The 16715-nt window shown below is 59.0% G+C and carries 15 protein-coding genes; 4 read left to right on the top strand and 11 right to left on the bottom strand.

Annotation, left to right across the window (positions count from 1 at the left end):
• Nucleotides 1-10 precede the first annotated feature (10 nt).
• From BK662_RS33775 to BK662_RS33750, 6 genes are all read right to left on the bottom strand, one after another.
• Nucleotides 11-1666, bottom strand: a complete 1656-nt coding sequence (locus tag BK662_RS33775; protein WP_123361177.1) for a PqiB family protein — start codon at nt 1664-1666, stop codon at nt 11-13.
• Nucleotides 1647-2324 carry a paraquat-inducible protein A gene (locus BK662_RS33770; protein ID WP_123361176.1) on the bottom strand — a complete coding sequence of 226 codons (678 nt, stop codon included), beginning with the start codon at nt 2322-2324 and terminating at the stop codon, nt 1647-1649. The genes BK662_RS33775 and BK662_RS33770 overlap by 20 nt, the downstream gene beginning before the upstream one ends.
• On the bottom strand, nt 2321-2917 hold the full coding sequence (locus BK662_RS33765; RefSeq protein WP_123361175.1) for a paraquat-inducible protein A: 597 nt from the start codon (nt 2915-2917) through the stop codon (nt 2321-2323). Before BK662_RS33765 ends, BK662_RS33770 begins: the two co-directional genes overlap by 4 nt.
• A gap of 288 nt (nt 2918-3205) precedes the next feature.
• Complete coding sequence (locus tag BK662_RS33760; protein WP_123361174.1) at nt 3206-4507, bottom strand: NAD(P)/FAD-dependent oxidoreductase; 1302 nt, start codon at nt 4505-4507, stop codon at nt 3206-3208.
• Entirely contained in the window at nt 4504-5592 is a 1089-nt protein-coding gene (locus BK662_RS33755; protein ID WP_123361173.1) for a polyamine ABC transporter substrate-binding protein, read from the bottom strand. The genes BK662_RS33760 and BK662_RS33755 overlap by 4 nt, the downstream gene beginning before the upstream one ends.
• A gap of 141 nt (nt 5593-5733) precedes the next feature.
• Nucleotides 5734-7092 (bottom strand): glutamine synthetase family protein, encoded by a 1359-nt coding sequence (locus BK662_RS33750; RefSeq protein ID WP_123361246.1) that lies wholly within the window; start codon nt 7090-7092, stop codon nt 5734-5736.
• Between the two features lie 162 nt (nt 7093-7254).
• On the opposite strand from BK662_RS33750, the gene BK662_RS33745 reads away from it, so the two are divergent.
• Nucleotides 7255-8181 carry a helix-turn-helix domain-containing protein gene (locus BK662_RS33745; RefSeq protein WP_123361172.1) on the top strand — a complete coding sequence of 309 codons (927 nt, stop codon included), beginning with the start codon at nt 7255-7257 and terminating at the stop codon, nt 8179-8181.
• On the top strand, nt 8178-8483 hold the full coding sequence (locus BK662_RS33740; RefSeq protein ID WP_123361171.1) for a hypothetical protein: 306 nt from the start codon (nt 8178-8180) through the stop codon (nt 8481-8483). Before BK662_RS33745 ends, BK662_RS33740 begins: the two co-directional genes overlap by 4 nt.
• On the opposite strand, the gene BK662_RS33735 is transcribed toward BK662_RS33740, so the two are convergent.
• From BK662_RS33735 to BK662_RS33725, 3 genes are read right to left on the bottom strand one after another with little or no spacing between them, the layout of a single operon-like run.
• Nucleotides 8473-9507 (bottom strand): DUF2955 domain-containing protein, encoded by a 1035-nt coding sequence (locus tag BK662_RS33735; RefSeq protein ID WP_375539024.1) that lies wholly within the window; start codon nt 9505-9507, stop codon nt 8473-8475. The genes BK662_RS33740 and BK662_RS33735 overlap by 11 nt on opposite strands.
• 4 nt (nt 9508-9511) lie before the next feature.
• Entirely contained in the window at nt 9512-10651 is a 1140-nt protein-coding gene (locus BK662_RS33730) for an HlyD family secretion protein (protein ID WP_123361169.1), read from the bottom strand.
• Nucleotides 10648-12180 (bottom strand): efflux transporter outer membrane subunit, encoded by a 1533-nt coding sequence (locus tag BK662_RS33725; RefSeq protein WP_123361168.1) that lies wholly within the window; start codon nt 12178-12180, stop codon nt 10648-10650. Before BK662_RS33725 ends, BK662_RS33730 begins: the two co-directional genes overlap by 4 nt.
• A 195-nt stretch (nt 12181-12375) precedes the next feature.
• Here BK662_RS33725 and BK662_RS33720 point away from each other — a divergent pair, with 195 nt between their 5' ends.
• Nucleotides 12376-12897, top strand: a complete 522-nt coding sequence (locus BK662_RS33720; RefSeq protein ID WP_123361167.1) for a transporter suffix domain-containing protein — start codon at nt 12376-12378, stop codon at nt 12895-12897.
• A 7-nt stretch (nt 12898-12904) separates the two neighbouring features.
• On the opposite strand, the gene BK662_RS33715 is transcribed toward BK662_RS33720, so the two are convergent.
• Both BK662_RS33715 and BK662_RS33710 read right to left on the bottom strand, forming a co-directional pair.
• Nucleotides 12905-13537, bottom strand: coding sequence for a response regulator (locus BK662_RS33715; RefSeq protein ID WP_008015035.1), 633 nt, complete (start codon nt 13535-13537; stop codon nt 12905-12907).
• Nucleotides 13538-13570: 33 nt separating this feature from the next.
• Complete coding sequence (locus BK662_RS33710; RefSeq protein ID WP_123361166.1) at nt 13571-14932, bottom strand: cache domain-containing protein; 1362 nt, start codon at nt 14930-14932, stop codon at nt 13571-13573.
• A gap of 356 nt (nt 14933-15288) precedes the next feature.
• Here BK662_RS33710 and BK662_RS33705 point away from each other — a divergent pair.
• The coding region (locus BK662_RS33705) for a carbon starvation CstA family protein (protein ID WP_123361165.1) at nt 15289-16715 on the top strand (1427 nt) is incomplete at its 3' end.

Below are 16715 nucleotides of genomic sequence, written 5' to 3'. Positions count from 1 at the left end.
GCTCCTGTGATCAGTTGCGCGGTGGCGCCTGCATGTCAATCGGTGCGGCATTGTCGGGACGACCGCGAATCAGTGATTCCGGATGCCGGCCCAGGTAATCCGAGAGCTCACGCAGTGAGCGCGACATGCGCCCGAGTTCGTCCAGAGTTTGAGTCAACTGCTCCCGTTGCGGCGAATCGTCGGCGAGGGTCGAACTGGCCGATTGCAAGGTCTTGCTGACGTCCGCCAGGGTGGTTTGCACGCCGGGCAGGGTCCTGGCGTTGAACTGTACGAGGCCCTTGCGCAGTTCGACGAGGTTGCTGTCGAGGTTGCCGGCGATGCGTTCGATTGGTAGCTGGTTGATCTTGTTGACCATGCCCTCCAGTTTTTCCTGCAACTGCTCGAGGCTGCCAGGAATGGTTGGAATAACGACGGGACGGGCGGTCGGGTCGAACACGACTTTCTCTGCTTTGGGGTAGAAGTCGAGTGCGATGTAAAGCTGGCCGGTCAACAGATTGCCGCTACGGGCCTGGGCCCGCAGGCCATTATCGATGAAGCTGCCCATCAGCCTTATGCCAGCGGCTTCATCATTGGGATCATGGTTCAAGGCCTTAAGCATCTTGGCGTGGGCCTGGCCGAGTCGCTGGGGGTAGATCATGATGCCGACATTGAGCGGAAAACTGCGCTTTTTCTCATCGAAATCCAGATTGATCGACACGACTTTGCCGAATTCCACGCCGAGGAATTCCACCGGTGCGTCGATCTTGAGCCCGCGTAAGGCCTGATCGAAACGCAGGCTCAAGTACTGCCCTTTGCCGAAGGGGGGAGCGAGGGCAGTTTGCTGATCTACGAACAGGTCGAAGGCTTTATCCTCGCTGGCCGGCTGATCGTTGGGGCTGTAATCCGGCGCGCGAAACGCGATACCGCCCACCAACAACGAAGACAGGGATTCGGTCTTCACCGCAAAACCGTTGGCACCGACGCTCACATCGATACCACTGGCGTTCCAGAACCGGGTGTTCTCCGTGACGTAGGCGTCATTGGGTGAATGCACGAAGACCTCGATGTTCACCCCTTTGCCGTCAGCGTCCAGTGCATACGCCACCACTTGCCCGACCGGGATCTTGCGGTAGTAGACGGGAGAACCGATATCCAGCGAGCCGAGGTCCTGAGTGTGCAGCATGAAGCGTTTGCCCGGTTCGCCATAGGTAATGGGCGGCGGGTTTTCCAGCCCCGTGAAGTGTTTGGAACGGGCATTGGCCTGACCGATGTCGGCGCCAATGTAATCGCCTGATAGCAGGGTATCGATGCCCGAGACGCCGCCGGCTCCAATGCGCGGGCGCACGACCCAGAATTGCGAATCTTCGCGGGTGAAGCTTTCAGCCTGTTTGTCGAGTTTGATCGTGGCGTTGACGCTTTTCTGGTCGTTGCTCAGCTTCACTTCAGAGACATGGCCGATGACCACGTTGCGATACTTGACCTCGGTTTTGTTGGCCGTGAGGCCACCACCGGTCTTGAACGTGACGGTGATGGTCGGACCTTCCTGCATCATGCTGTGTATCACCAGGGAGATCCCTACCAGCACCGCAACGATCGGCACGATCCACACCAGCGAAACGCTGAAGCGACGGGTCTTGATAGTGGCCTGGCCGGGGGCTTGCGGCCCGTCAGTGGCTTGCGACTTCATCCGTGAGCTCCTCATTTGGTGGGTTATCCTGCTCTTCCCGCTCTATATCTCGCTCGTTATCCCAGATCAGCCGCGGGTCGAAACTCATCGCCGACAGCATGGTGAACACCACTACCAGACCAAAAAACAGAATGCCCATGCGCGGTTCGATATCGCCCAGGGCCTGGAATTTCACCAATGCCGCGACCAGCGCGACGACAATCACGTCGAGCATCGACCAGTAGCCGATCAGCTCGACGAAACGGTAAAGCTTCGAACGTTCCTTGCGCGCCCAAAGACTGCCGCGTTGCACGGTGATCAGCAGCAGGGAGAGGGCAACGAACTTGATGCCCGGTACCGCGATGCTGGCGATGAAAATGATCAGGGCAATGTCCCACGCACCGTGTGCCCAGAACTCCAGCACACCGCTCATGATGGTGCTGTCGGAACCGTTGCCGAACAGACTGGTGTTCATGACCGGCAGCAGATTGGCCGGGATATAGAACACCAGTGAGGCCAGCAGATAGGCCCAGGTACGGGTCAGTGAGTTGGCTTTGCGGGCATGCAGTGGCGCGCCACAGCGTTGGCATTCGTGAGGGTTGTCGGTCATGTCGCAGGCCAAGCCGCAGCTGTGGCACAGGCACAGATTGAGCTCGCTGGCGAGCGGCGGCCTGTTCATAGGCTGTCCCACAAGTCACGGACATCGCGCCCGGCGATGCGAATCAACAACAGGCTGAGAACGGCCAAAGCAAACAGGCCGATGCCGGGTATGACATCCAGCAACCCGGCGAGCTTGAACACCGCGACCATGGCCCCCAGCAGGCAGACTTCGAGCATGCTCCAGGGCCTGAGGGTTTCCAGCCAGCGCATGCATACTTTGAAACCGGGCGAGCGCTGGGAGGTGAGGGCGAAACCCAACACCCAGATCAGCAGGAGCAACTGGAACATCGGTGCGATGATGATGGAAATCGCGGCCACTAGCGCAATAAAAGTGATGGGGCCCTGGCTCAGCGCGACAACCGAGTCCCAAAGCGTCGCACTGTTTTTCAGCCCCTTCATGCTGATGCTCATGACCGGATAGAAATTGGCAAAGATCCACAACACCGTCGCGGTGATGCTCAGCGCCAGACGTTGTTGCACCGACAAGCTATTGTGACGCTGAAGCACGCCGCCGCAGCGTGTGCACAGGGCTTTTTGATGTTTGGCGAGCGTGACTTTTTCATACACGCAGTCGCAGTGCTCGCAAATGATCAGTTGGTCAGTCGTAGCCATAGACCGCACTCGCCAGGAGACAGGAACGTCAGAGCACTCCCTCAATATAGAAGTGACTTGCGATTGAGCAAATTAAAGACTGATCAAGCGGATGGGGGCATAAAGTCTGATCGACGGCGTCATCGTTCTTCGCGAGCAAGCCCGCTCCCACATTCGAGCGCATTCCTCTGAGAGAACTCGGTCAATTGTGGGAGCGGGCTTGCTCGCGAAGACGGCCTGACATTCAACAAATAAGTGGCTGACACACCATCCTTGCGAGTAAACCAGTACCCACGACGGTATCTCCCTTCAGCCGAGCAATTCGCGCAGGCGATACCAGAACATGCCGAGGGCCAGCAGCGGTGAACGCAGGACTTTTCCACCGGGGAAGGTCATGTGCGGCACGGCGCTGAAAATATCCAGCCCCTGGCTGTGCCCGGCATGAATCGCTTCGGCCAGCAACCGTGCGCACCAATGGGTCACGTTCAGCCCATGACCGGAATAGCCCTGGGCGTAGAACACGTTCGGGTACTGGCTCAAGCACCCGGCCTGGGGGAAACGGTTGGCGGTGATGCCAATCTTGCCGCCCCATTGATAGTCGATGCGCGCATCCGCCAGTTGCGGGAAGACCTTGAGCATTTTCGGCCGCATATAAGCGCCGATGTCCTCCGGATCACGCCCGGAATAATGGCAGGCACCGCCGAACAACAAGCGTCGGTCCGCCGAGAGCCGGTAGTAATCGAGGCCGACTTTCTGGTCGCACAGCGCCAGGTTCTGTGGGATCAATTGGGCGGCAACCTCAGGTGCCAAAGGTTCGGTAGCGATGATGTAACTGCCCGCCGGTAAAACCTTGCCGCTCAGGCGTGGTTCGAGTTCTTCCAGGTGCGCGTTGCAGGCCAGCACCAGACTGCCGGCGCGCACCGTGCCGCCCGCGCAGCGAATCTGCACGGTGCTGCCATGGATCAACTCCAGCACCGGGCTTTGTTCGAATATTCGTACCCCCAGGGATTCGGCAACGCGCGCTTCGCCAAGCACCAGGTTCAGCGGATGCAAATGCCCCGAACCCATGTCGATGAGGCCGCCGGCATAAACATCGGAGCCCACCACTTGCTGGCGGATCTGCTCGGGGCCAACAAGTCGGGTTTCATGGGGGTAACCCAGTTCGGCGAGGCTTTGCAGTTCCGCCTTGAATGCCTCGAACTGCGCCGGGGTATTGGCCAGCTCGCAAAAACCCCAGCGCAGGTCGCAATCGATCCCGTGCTCGCGAATGCGCTTGCCCACCAGTTCCACCGACTCGATGCCAGCACGCTCCAAATAGCGCACGCCGTCCTGACCGACATATCGGGCGAAACCGCTGACATCGTGACCGATGCCGCGGATCAACTGCCCGCCGTTACGCCCGCTGGCGCCCCAGCCGATCCGCCGTCCTTCCAGCAGAATCACCGAAAGCCCGCGCTGCGCCAGTTCAATCGCGGTGTTGACGCCGGTAAAACCGCCGCCCACCACGCAGACATCGGCCTCAAGGTCCGAGTCCAGCGTGGGGTAGGGTGTCATGCCCTTCGCCGAGGCAGCGTAATAGGAATGAGCGTGTTCGTTGTCGTACTGATTCATTGGTTGGACTTCACTTTGCTCCAGGAGCGGGTCATCAGACGCATGATCGGCTGGGGCGGGGTGGTGGAGATGTAGAGTTTGTCGAGGACTTCCTGAGGAGGATAGACCTCTGGGTTATTGACCAGCTCCGGGTCCATGTATTGTTTGGCCGCCGGGTTCGGATTGGCGTAACCGACCGAGGCGCTGACTTTGGCGATTACTTGTGGATCCAGCAGGTTGTTGACGAACGAGTGGGCCTCTTTCGAGTTGCTGGCGTCGGCAGGAATCGCCAACAGGTCGAACCACAGATTGCTGCCTTCCTTGGGGATCGAGTAGGCGATGTTCACACCGTTCTTCGCTTCCTTGGCGCGGTTCGCCGCTTGGAACACATCGCCCGAATAGCCGAACGCGACGCAAATGTCGCCATTGGCCAGGTCCGACACATACTTGGATGAATGGAAATAGGTGATGTAAGGCCGAATGGTCATCAATTTGGCTTCGGCCTTTTTAAAGTCCTCGGGATTTTCGCTGCGTGGGTCCATGCCCATGTAGTTCAGGACCGCCGGGAAAACCTCATCCGCCGAATCCATCATCGACACGCCGCACTGGCTGAGCTTTTTCAGGTTCTCCGGCTCGAAAAACACCGCCCAGGAATCGATGCGATCGATGCCCAGCACTTGCTTGACCTTGTCGACGTTGTAGCCAATGCCGTTGGTGCCCCACAGGTATGGCACCGAATGTTCATTGCCCGGATCGTTTTTTTCCAGCAAGGCCAGCAGTTTCGGGTCGAGGTTTTTCCAGTTGGGCAGCTGCGAGCGGTCCAGTTTGAGGAACGCGCCGGCTTTCACCTGGCGCGCGAGGAAATGGTTGGAGGGCACCACCACGTCATAACCCGTGCGGCCGGCGAGCAGTTTGCCCTCCAGGGTTTCGTTGGAGTCGAATACGTCGTAGATCACCTTGATCCCGGTTTTCGCCTGGAAGTCGGCGAGGGTGGTCTGGCCGATGTAATCGGTCCAGTTGTAGACGCTCACACTTGGCTGAGCCTGTGCGGTGGCGTTGAACAGCAACGCCAGCGCGACCGGAACCACGGATTTCAATAGACGCATATCGACACCTCTTTTAGTTATTGAATTTCTTCAGGCGCTTCTTTGGTGTTCTGGCGACCGTCTTCGCGAGCAGGCTCGCTCCCACAGGGGAATACATTTCAAATGTGGGAGCGAGCCTGCTCGCGATGGGGCCGTTACGGACTAAACGCTGAGCAGCAGGAACTCCCGCTCCCAGGAGCTGATCACACGCTTGAAGTTTTCGTGTTCGGCGCGCTTGACCGCGACGTAACCGCGGACAAACTTGCTTCCCAGATAACGCTCGACGGTGTCGCATTCTTCCATCTGTGTCAGGGCATCTTCGATGGTGATCGGCAAGCGCAGGTTGCGACGTTCATAGGCGCGGCCTTGTACCGCTGCGCTCGGTTCGATGCGTTCGACCATCCCCAGATAACCGCACAACAGGCTCGCGGCAATCGCCAGATAAGGGTTGGCGTCGGCGCCCGGCAAGCGGTTCTCCACACGCATGGCGTCCGGGGTGGAGGTCGGTACGCGGAGGCCGACGGTGCGGTTTTCTTCGCCCCATTCAACGTTGACCGGCGCCGAGGTGTCGGGCAGGAAGCGGCGGAACGAATTGACGTTGGGTGCGAACATCGGCAGCACTTTGGGAATGTACTTTTGCAAGCCGCCGATGTGGTGCAGGAACAGCTCGCTCATCTGCCCGTCGGCATCGGCGAAGATCGGCTGGCCGGTGGCGATGTCCACCACGCTTTGATGGATATGCATGGCGCTGCCAGGTTCGTCACCGATGGGCTTGGCCATGAAGGTTGCGGTGACGTTGTGCTTGAGTGCCGCTTCGCGCAGGGTGCGTTTGAACACGGTGATCTGGTCCGCCAGATCGAGGGCGTCACCGTGACGGAAGTTGATTTCCATCTGCGCCGGGCCGTCCTCGTGGATCAATGTATCGAGGTCCAGGCCCTGGAGTTCGCACCAGTCGTAGACGTCTTCAAACAGTGGGTCGAATTCGTTGGCAGCGTCGATGGAAAACGACTGACGACCGCTTTCCGCTCGGCCCGAGCGTCCCAGTGGCGCCTTGAGCGGCAGGTCCGGGTCTTCGCAGCGCTGGGTCAGGTAGAACTCCATTTCCGGCGCGACAATCGGCTTCCAGCCTTTGTCGGTATAGAGCTTCAGGACTTTTTTCAGCACGTTGCGTGGCGACAGTTCGATGGGATTGCCGAACTTGTCGAACGTGTCGTGGATCACGATGGCGGTCGGCTCGATAGCCCATGGAATGACGTAAACCGCGTCGGCGACGGGCTTGCAGACCATGTCGATGTCGGCCGGGTCGAGCAGGTCGTAGTAGATGTCGTCGTCGACAAAGTCCCCGGTTACCGTTTGCAACAGCACACTTTCCGGCAGGCGCATGCCTCGCTCATGCAGGAACTTGTTGGTGGGTGCAATCTTGCCGCGAGCAATGCCGGTCAAGTCGCTGACCACACACTCGACCTCGGTAATCTTGTGATCTTTCAGCCACGTGAGCAGCTGATCGAAAGGGGCATTCATAAAGACCTCGTTGTTGGTTTTATTGACGCCGGGGAAAGCGGTTTCATCCACCTAACACTTCCCCTGTAGCGCGTTGACGACTATCTTGGGCGAGCCTTGGCATTCCATCTATCCACTTTAAGCAGCACCAAAGCGCACCAAAAGAGTGCGCAAGGTCACCCCATGACAGCGTGCAATCCGTTACAGGTTCAAGCGTTCAACACCGCCGACGTGGCCGAGCAAATCCGCGCCACACCGGGTTGGGTGCAGCACTATCAGCAGATGTCCCCGGGGCATTTCGCCGGGCGGGTACGCTATCTGGATTTGCAAGGCGTAGAGATTTACGAGGAACAGATGAACACCCGGGTCGAGCAGAATTTCAGCGCCCCCGAAGGCGCGCTGGCGTTCTGTTTCGATCGCAACGACACCTCGCTGTATGTGCTGAACGGTGAAAGTCGCAACATCTGGATCACCCCGGAGAACTACCAGGAAATCGCCGTGGTATTCGGTCCGGAGTTCGTTCAGCGGCATGGTCTGGACGTGGCGCGACTCGAAGGCTTGTTCATGTCACCGCTCAATTCAGGCCAGAACGCGCTGTTCAGCCGCTGGTTGAGCGGGACGTTGACGCGGTTGACGCAGACGCTGGATCCGCCGAGCAAAGAGGCGTTGACCCAGCAACTATTAGAGGACTGTTTGTACATCCTCGATAACGCCTGTGTGTGCCTGGATCGCGCAGGTTTGCAGCGTCGGGCGGACGAGCGAGCAATCATGAAACGCGTCGCCGAATGGGCCGCCGATACACCGGAAGAAACCCTCAATTTGCTGCAGCTGTCCCAAGTGGCCGGGGTTTCGCTGCGTCAGTTGCAGCATGCGTTCAAAGCGTATACAGGAATGACACCCACGCATTGGTTGCGCTTGCGTCGGCTCAACAGCGCGCGCCGCGAATTGCTCAGGCGAACGGCCGGGGAAACGACAGTCGCGCAAGTGGCGATGGATTGGTCGTTCTGGCATTTGGGGCGGTTTTCCAGCAGTTATCGAGCGCTGTTCCAGGAACTTCCCAGCCAAACACTGGCCCGTAAACACAGTGGACCTTGTCGGAGGTCGTCATGAGTCGGTTATCGCCTTTTAGCCTGTGTGTCGTCATGTTGATGGTCTATACGCAGGTTCAGGCCGAAACGGTCGTGCCCTTGAAAGGGCAGACCTCGCAACAAATCCAGCTGGACATCAATGATTGCAGCAACGTCACGGCCAGCCAGAGCACCTCAAGCCCGCCACCCTCGGAGGGTGCTGCGGTGGATGCTACGCAGGTTCCAGGACGTCAACATGATGAGTTTTATGAGCAGGTCGAGGGCGATGTGAAACAGCACGATCACGGTTGCCTGCAAGGGCGGGGTTATCAGGTCACTCCGTGAGCTGAGTGACGCCTGGATTGCGCTGCCGCCGATCGAGTAAATGAACCATCAGCAAGGCATAGAGCGTGAGGGCGATAAACAATCCCATGCGCACGACGAAGGCGGTATAGACGTCCTTTCCGGCGAGGCTGTCCTGAACCGATTGACCCAGCAGGATGATCAACGTGATCAGGCTGTTGAGCCAGAACCCCGGGGTTTGTCGAGTCGGGCTCAGGGCATAGAGCTTGCGCGCCAACAGCAAGCCGAACAGGAGCATCCACAGAAAGAACATCCATAGATGCACAAACAGGCTAAGCGCGCACCAGAACACAACGGCCAACAGCCCGCCCATGAAGGTCGAACCGAGCAGCTCATGAGCAGCGTTGCGTGCCGTTGTCGTCGAACTCTGCTGACCAAGGCTGACCGCTTTCAAAATGATTGGCAGATAGCTGGCCGGATCGATCAGGGCCAACAGGAACGCCGGTATAACAATCAGGGTCGCGCGCAGTGCAACCCGGCCCACTTCCTGCGCCGGCAGAGCGCTGGCGGCGGGTGGGGAGGGTGCATTGGCCGGTTCGGGGAACAACCAGTGACTGAACGCCACGACGATGACGGCGAGGATCAAGCCCAATACCAAGGCACCAATGACCATCATCGCCAGATCGAACTCGGCGACGCCGGCTGAGGAAATCATGGTCAGGCCAATGATCAGGAAAGTCATGATCAAGGTGTTGCCGCCGCGCAGGCCAAAACCAAAGGCCAGGAACAGACTGACTCCGATCAGCAGCACACCGCAGAAGGGGTAATAGCGCAGGACGGGGATCAGCAACAGGCCGATGCCGGTGGTCAGCATCGCGGCCACCGCAAGCACCAGTGCGGCCTTGAATGGCAAAGGCCGATTGAGCGAGGCCAATAGCAACACGGCGAGCACCGGCGAAATAAACGGGATCGGCAGCGCCAGGCCGAAGCTGATGGCCAGGCATAGCGCCGTGCCCGTGGCGAGACGCAACGCCCGTTGTACACGGGGCGTGCGCTGAGTAGACATGCCCTTAATAGGCATAGCTCAGCCAGCTCATTAGCCCCACAAACAGACGCCCAAGCGGGTTCAGCGGATTGCCTTCGGTAGGAAACGCCATGACTTCAGCCTGCCCACCGGCACGGATGGCGCGACTGTCGAACAGCGTTTTCCTTGAGTCTTCCGAAAACTCAATGATCACCGGAAAACGCTGGGCCGGACGCAGCCAGTCACGACTGTTCTGCACACTGGGGAGGCTGCCGGGCGCAGTGGTCTGCCCCACGCTGACACCGTAGCCGACGCTGCGCACACGGCCCTCGAAAACCTTCCCCGGCAGGGCATCCAGAACGATCGAAACAGGGGTGTCGACCTCGACCAGACCGAGGTTGTTTTCGGTCATGTCCGCGCTGATCCACACATCGTGGATGGCAATCAGGGTCATGACCGGGCTGCCGGCAGTGGCGAACTGTCCGACATCGGTGCGCAGATCGGTGACAAGTCCCGCCGACCGTGCGCGTATCTGCGTGTTGGACAAGTCCAGTTCGGCTTTCGACAACGCCGTGGCGGCGCTACGCAACAGCGCGTTGTCTTCTTCGCTGCCGCCTTCCTGTTCCCGTGCCCGCTGAACTTCGGCACGGGCTGCGGCAACCTGACTGACGGCCTGTTCACGGTTGGCCCGAGAGACTTCCAGCAGGCGCACGGAAATGGTGCCGGGGTCTTCGCGGTACAAACCTTCAAGACGCTGATTGTCCTGCCGTGCCTTGAGCTCATTGGCCTGGGCAGCGCGCAACGAGGCCTGCGCGGAGGCAATACCGGCGGTGCTGGCACCGATCTGGCGGCGGGTAGACTCCAGGTCGGCACGTGCGCGGTCGACGGCGATTTGATAGGGCTGCTGATACACCTCAAACAGCACATCGCCCGCCTTGACGTCTTGATTATTACGCACATTCACGCGGACTACCCGGCCGGCCACTTCGGATGCGACCGGAATGACAAAGGCACCCACCCGAGCCTGTTGTGTATAAGGCGTGAACCGGTCAGCCAACAAGTACCAGGCCAGGCTCAGGACGATCAGCAGCATCACCCATCTGATGCCCTTTTTTGCGGGATCGGCAGCAGGCTCGGGCGCCTTGGGGGAGGGGGCCTCTGTGGCGGGCGGCGAGAGTTCAGTCATCGGCTTTGACCTTCTGGCACGGGATAGGAGGCTTGCGAAGGGGCCGACTCATTCAGCAGGTTGCCCCAGTCGGTGCGTTGTTCCATTTGCTGGCGAGTGCTTTGATCGACTGTCGGCTGGGCGCTGTACCATCCACCGCCAAGGGCTTTGTACAGGGCGATCAGGTTGCTCACGGCATTGCTGCGGCTGAGCAGGTAATTGTCCTGCTGTTCGAGCAATGCGCGTTGAGCATCCAGCACGCGCTGAAAGTCCGAATACCCTTCGCGGTATTGGGTGCTGGCCAGGTTCAACGAACGTTTGGCAGCGACCTGCGCTTCACCCAGGATGCGCTCGCGTTCCAGTGATTTGATCAGGCTGCTGGCGGCATCATCGGCCTCTCGTGCGGCCTGGCGGACTTTATCGCGGTAAACCTCAATCAGCTGCTGCAACCGCGCATCTTGTACACGCACGTTGTTGCTGATCTGGCCGTGGTCAAACAGGTTCCAGCGCAAACTGGGGCCGCCGATCAGGTCCAGGCTGTTGGAGGTGCCGCTCAAGGTGTCGGTGGTCCAGACGATGCTGCCCAGCAAGGTTAGCGACGGATAGAAGTCGGTTTGCGCCACACCGATCAGTGCCGACTGGGCGGCGACATTGAGCTCGGCAGCGCGCACGTCCGGTCGACGCAACAACAGGCTGGCCGGCACGTCTTGCAGCACGGCTCGGTCCACCAGCGGGATCAGCCCCTCGTTCTCGAGCAATTGGGGCAGGGCGCTGGGTGGTCGGCCGATCAGCACGGCCAACGCGTTGCGGGTGCGCTGCACTTGCGCCTCAAGATCCGGAATGCTGCTCAAGGTGCCCAGGTATTGGGTCTTGGCTTGTTGCAAGTCGAGTTCGGCGTTCTGGCCACTGTTGAACAGTTTTTCGGTGATCTCAAAGTTGCGCTTTTGCTGTTCGGCGTTTTCTCGGGCGACGCGCAAACGCGCTTCGGTAGTGCGCAACGAAAAGTATGTATCGGCCACCTGAGCACGCAGCAGTACAAGTACGTCTTCATAGTTGGCTTGAGCCGCAAAGTAACTGGCATCGGACGACTCGATGGCTCGACTGAAGCGCCCCCAGAAATCCAGTTCCCAACCGACGTCAAAACCCGCGCTGTGTTGCCAGAAGTGGCTGTCTTGCGGCTTGTTGCCGCCGGACTGCTTGCGGTTGAAGTACAGACTGTCGGCGCTGGCCTGTTGCAGCTGCGGAAAGCGTCCGCTTTGCGCAATACCCAACCGGGCACGGGCTTCCATGACGCGAAGGCCGGCAATCTTCAGGTCTGAATTGTGCGCATCCGATTCGGCGATCAGCGCATCGAGGACCGGGTCGGCGAACACTTGCCACCACTGGCGAAGATCGGGATTCAGGCTTCGTTGGCTGGCCTGCTCAAGCGCAGGGCTGCTCCAGAGTTTTGTCCATGCTTCGCCTGGGGCCTGAAAATCCGGCCCCAGACGGACACAGCCGCCAAGGCCAAGGGCAACCAGCAGAAGCAGCCGACCTGAGCGCGTCAGCATCGATGTACTGAAAGCAGATCTTGGGAAAACGTCATCCGAACATCCCCAGTATTGAAATGGCGTTGGTTACCGGTTCGCTTAGGTTAGTACAGCTCGGACGAATACAAGGTCATGTTGAAATGATCATGGAATCGACCAACTGCTACGCTTCTGAAGATTTATTAATTTCTACCAGAAAAGAAGGTTAAGAAGACCATGAGTAGCCCCCAGGACAACATTGCACCCAGCTCCACCGGTTGGCGTTTCAAACTGGGCATCGCGATTATCTGTTTAATGCTGGGATCCTGGTTGATGGTGCCTCTTGCTGCCGCAGCGGGTGTGTCAGGTTCAAAGGTCGCGGCACTGACAGGCATTTTGTTTATCAGTAACAAGATTCTGTTGATTCTCGCGATTGCGATCATGGGCAAATCCGGTTTTCAGCAACTCAAGCGCAGCATGTTCGGTTACGTCTCCACGCTTGCACCGGCAGACGTGGAAGTAGGCCCGGCTCGCCATAGGATTGGCCTGGTGATGTTTTGCCTGCCGCTGATCTCGGGATTTCTCGAACCTTACATAGACACGCTTTGGCCGGGGCTGAGACCGAATCTCTGGCAGCTGCAGGCGCTTGGCGATGCCATGTTGATCGGCAGCTTTTTCGTACTTGGGGGGAATTTCTGGGACAAGGTACGCGCGTTGTTTGTTCGCACGGCACGTGTCGTTAATACGAGTACGGTGTAAACCGCCTCTAACGCGAAATGATCCCGTGATCGATCGCGTACTTTACGAGGGCCGCGGGCTTGTCGATGTTGAGCTTGCGACGGATGCTCAGGCGATGGGTTTCTACTGTCCGGACACTGATGTCCAGTTCGCGAGCCATTTCCTTGTTGTTCAGCCCCTGAGCCATCTTGTACAGCACCTGGCTTTCGCGCGGAGTCAGCTCGTTGTCGGTACTTTTATCGGCAATGAGCCGCTGTGCGATTTCGGCACTGTAGAACGTCCCGCCACTGACAATGGCTTCGATCGCCGCAATGATTTCCCGTGAAGGCGCGTTCTTCAGCACATAGCCGCTGGCACCCGAGCGAACGGACTCACTCACGTATTCATAGTTGTCGTACATGCTCAGCACCAGCACTTTGAGCGACGGGTACTGGCTGCGTAACAACCGGGTCAGCTCGAGGCCGTTGATGTCCTTCAGGCTGATGTCGACCAGCAACAGATCCGGCTGGCAGCGCCCGACCATCTCGATGGCATCGACGCCATTCTCGGCTTCTCCCACCACTTCCAGCTGCGCCATGACCGCCAGCAGCGATTTGATTCCATCGCGGACCAGGGAGTGATCGTCGACCAGGGCGACGCGGATCGGGTAGGGCAGGTTCATCGCAGGCATTCACTCTAATTGTTATGGGGTGAGTCAGCGTTCTGTACCGGGCAGTTTCATCGGCAGCAGCACGTCCAGCTCACTTCTTCCCGGCATCGATGTCAGGTCGAATCGACCGCCAAAATGCTCGACACGTTCACGGATATTGCGCAGGCCAATGCCAGCGTGACGACGTTCGACCTGAGCAACGTTGAAACCGATACCGTCATCGACCACTGTCAAGCGTACGGACTTTTCAGAACCGTGCAGGGTAATGATGACGTTTTTTGCCTGTGCGTGGCGTTCGATATTGGTCAGGCCTTCTTGCACGATGCGAAACAACGAGACGGCGGCGCCATCGACCAGATGACAGTCGAATTCGTTATCGTTGAAAGTCACGACCAGACCGCTGCGTTGCTCGAATTCTGCGGCGAGTTGACCGATCGCCGCCGGCAGGCCGAGGGTGTCGAGCAACGACGAGCGCAGGTCGTGAGAGAGGCTGCGAACTTCGCCAATCGCGTCCCCGAGGCGCTGCGTGGCGTCTCTTAAAATGCCCAATCCCTTGTCTTGCCCATTCTCCAGCACATGGCTGGCCAGTTCGAACTGAAACTTGATAGACACCAGTAGCTGGCTGATGCCGTCGTGCAGCTCTCGGGAAACCCGTGACCGCTCTTCCTCCTGCAGGCTGACGATGCGTTGAGTCAGGCGCTGGAGTTTTTTGTCGGCCAGGCGATGTTCGCTGACATTCAGCGTCATGCCGCTGGCAAATACAAACAGCACCGCCACAAGGGCCACCGCCGCAATCGCCCCCATGGTTTTACGGATGCCCTGAGCCACCTCGGCACGCGCTTGTTGGGTGGCGCGTTCGACGTCTTCAAGGTAGATGCCGGTGCCGAGCATCCAGCCCCAACGATCCAGCATCACCACGTAGGCGAGCTTGTCAGTCACTTGGCCTGAAGAGGGTTTGTTCCAGGCATAACGCTGAAAGCCTTCGCCTGATTGCGCACTTTTGAGCAACGCCTGGATCACCGGCAAGCCGTGAGGGTCGGTCATGTCCCACAGGTATTTGCCCACCAGCTCTGACTGGCGCGCGTGCATCAGACTGCGGCCCTCGCGGTCGTAGACGAAGAAGTAGCCGTTGATGCCAAAGCTGAGCTTGCGCAGTTCTTCCAGCACTTGTTGCTGCGCGCGCTCATCGCCCCGACCGTCGTCGTACAGCGGCGCGATCAGGCTTTGCGCCATTTCGACGTAGTTTTTCAGCTCCGCGCGCTTGCTGGCCAGAATGCTGTCTTCGATCAGTTGCGCCTGTTGATCACCCAGTTGGCGGTTCAGGGAAATCACCAGCGCGCAGATGACCGCGATCGCCAGCACCAGCGGCAGAATCCCGAGCGCGACGATTTTGTGTTTGAGCTGCATCTCTACTCCTGGCCAGACCGAGGGAAGGCGAAGGCCCGGCATCATATGCCAAAGATACGCGCCTCCAGTAGCGGTGCTGGACAGAATGACCTGCGAAATGCAAAACCTTGTGGGAGCGAGCCTGCTCGCGATGGCGGACTGACATTCAGCGTCGATGTTGACTGTGCCACCGCTATCGCGAGCAGGCTCGCTCCCACAGGTTTTGCGTCATCTACGTAGAACTACGTAGACGCCACGTACGTAGTAACGCGGATTTATTTGTCGACAGCATGGGCGGATATTGGGCCCGCTCCGCAATGCGGACACAATTATAATAATTACCGCCGCAGCCACTGGCTGTCGGCAGGAGACACGCTATGCCCCGTCTGGCTAAACACCTCGCCTGGTTTGCCGTGGCTGTCCTGGGAGCGTTTGCGCTAAGTGTCGTGGCCCTGCGCCGCGGCGAAGCCATCAACGCCCTCTGGATCGTAGTCGCAGCAGTCGCTATTTATCTCGTCGCATACCGCTATTACAGCCTGTTCATCGCCACCAAGGTGATGCAGCTCGATCCCAATCGAGCCACTCCCGCCGTACTCAATAATGATGGTCTGGACTACGTGCCGACCAACAAACACGTACTTTTCGGTCACCACTTCGCAGCCATCGCTGGCGCAGGGCCGCTGGTCGGCCCGGTCTTGGCGGCGCAGATGGGCTACCTGCCTGGTACGCTGTGGTTGATTGCCGGCGTCGTGCTGGCCGGTGCGGTTCAGGACTTCATGGTCCTGTTCATGTCCACCCGCCGCAACGGTCGTTCCCTGGGCGATATGGTCCGTGAAGAAATGGGCCGCATCCCGGGGACCATCGCGCTGTTTGGCTGCTTCCTGATAATGATCATCATCCTCGCGGTGCTGGCGCTGATCGTGGTCAAGGCCCTGGCCGAAAGCCCGTGGGGCATTTTCACGGTGATGGCGACCATCCCGATTGCAATGTTCATGGGCATTTACATGCGCTACATCCGCCCGGGTCGCATCGGTGAAATCTCGGTGATCGGCGTGGCGTTGCTGCTGGGTTCGATCTGGCTGGGCGGGCAGATTGCCGCTGACCCGGTCTGGGCCAAAGCCTTTACCTTCACCGGGCTCCAGATCACCTGGATGCTGATCGGTTACGGTTTTGTGGCGGCCGTGTTGCCGGTGTGGCTGATCCTGGCGCCGCGTGACTACCTGTCGACCTTCCTTAAAATCGGCACCATCGTTGCGCTGGCGATCGGCATCCTGATCACCATGCCCGACCTGAAAATGCCGGCATTGACCCAGTTCATCGACGGCACCGGGCCGGTATGGAAGGGTGGGTTGTTCCCGTTCCTGTTCATCACCATTGCCTGTGGCGCGGTGTCCGGCTTCCACGCGCTGATTGCTTCCGGCACCACGCCGAAGTTGCTCGCCAGTGAAGGCCATGCCCGTTACATCGGTTATGGCGGCATGCTGATGGAATCCTTCGTGGCGATCATGGCAATGGTTGCCGCTTCGGTGATCGAGCCCGGCGTGTACTTCGCCATGAACAGCCCCGCAGCCCTTGTAGGCTCCGATGCTGTTTCGGTGGCTCAGACCGTCAGCAGCTGGGGTTTTGCAATTACCCCGGAAGCGCTGCAAGCGGTGGCCAAGGACATCGGCGAAACCACCATCCTGGCCCGTGCCGGTGGTGCGCCGACCCTGGCGGTCGGTATCGCGCAGATCCTGCACCACGTTCTGCCAGGTGAAAACACCATGGCGTTCTGGTACCACTTCGCAATCCTGTTCGAAGCGCT

Origin of the sequence: Pseudomonas frederiksbergensis, assembly GCF_003732275.1 — a bacterium.
Lineage (GTDB): Bacteria > Pseudomonadota > Gammaproteobacteria > Pseudomonadales > Pseudomonadaceae > Aquipseudomonas > Aquipseudomonas frederiksbergensis_H.
This window is presented reverse-complemented; position numbering and strand designations above follow the sequence as displayed.

Bases quoted from the DNA above. Each gene is read 5' to 3' on its own strand.
- BK662_RS33775 (WP_123361177.1), bottom strand. From the start codon at position 1,666: ATGAAGTCGCAAGCCACTGACGGGCCGCAAGCCCCCGGCCAGGCCACT.
- BK662_RS33770 (WP_123361176.1), bottom strand. From the start codon at position 2,324: ATGAACAGGCCGCCGCTCGCCAGCGAGCTCAATCTGTGCCTGTGCCAC.
- BK662_RS33765 (WP_123361175.1), bottom strand. From the start codon at position 2,917: ATGGCTACGACTGACCAACTGATCATTTGCGAGCACTGCGACTGCGTG.
- BK662_RS33760 (WP_123361174.1), bottom strand. From the start codon at position 4,507: ATGAATCAGTACGACAACGAACACGCTCATTCCTATTACGCTGCCTCG.
- BK662_RS33755 (WP_123361173.1), bottom strand. From the start codon at position 5,592: ATGCGTCTATTGAAATCCGTGGTTCCGGTCGCGCTGGCGTTGCTGTTC.
- BK662_RS33750 (WP_123361246.1), bottom strand. From the start codon at position 7,092: ATGAATGCCCCTTTCGATCAGCTGCTCACGTGGCTGAAAGATCACAAG.
- BK662_RS33745 (WP_123361172.1), top strand. From the start codon at position 7,255: ATGACAGCGTGCAATCCGTTACAGGTTCAAGCGTTCAACACCGCCGAC.
- BK662_RS33740 (WP_123361171.1), top strand. From the start codon at position 8,178: ATGAGTCGGTTATCGCCTTTTAGCCTGTGTGTCGTCATGTTGATGGTC.
- BK662_RS33735 (WP_375539024.1), bottom strand. From the start codon at position 9,507: ATGTCTACTCAGCGCACGCCCCGTGTACAACGGGCGTTGCGTCTCGCC.
- BK662_RS33730 (WP_123361169.1), bottom strand. From the start codon at position 10,651: ATGACTGAACTCTCGCCGCCCGCCACAGAGGCCCCCTCCCCCAAGGCG.
- BK662_RS33725 (WP_123361168.1), bottom strand. From the start codon at position 12,180: ATGCTGACGCGCTCAGGTCGGCTGCTTCTGCTGGTTGCCCTTGGCCTT.
- BK662_RS33720 (WP_123361167.1), top strand. From the start codon at position 12,376: ATGAGTAGCCCCCAGGACAACATTGCACCCAGCTCCACCGGTTGGCGT.
- BK662_RS33715 (WP_008015035.1), bottom strand. From the start codon at position 13,537: ATGAACCTGCCCTACCCGATCCGCGTCGCCCTGGTCGACGATCACTCC.
- BK662_RS33710 (WP_123361166.1), bottom strand. From the start codon at position 14,932: ATGCAGCTCAAACACAAAATCGTCGCGCTCGGGATTCTGCCGCTGGTG.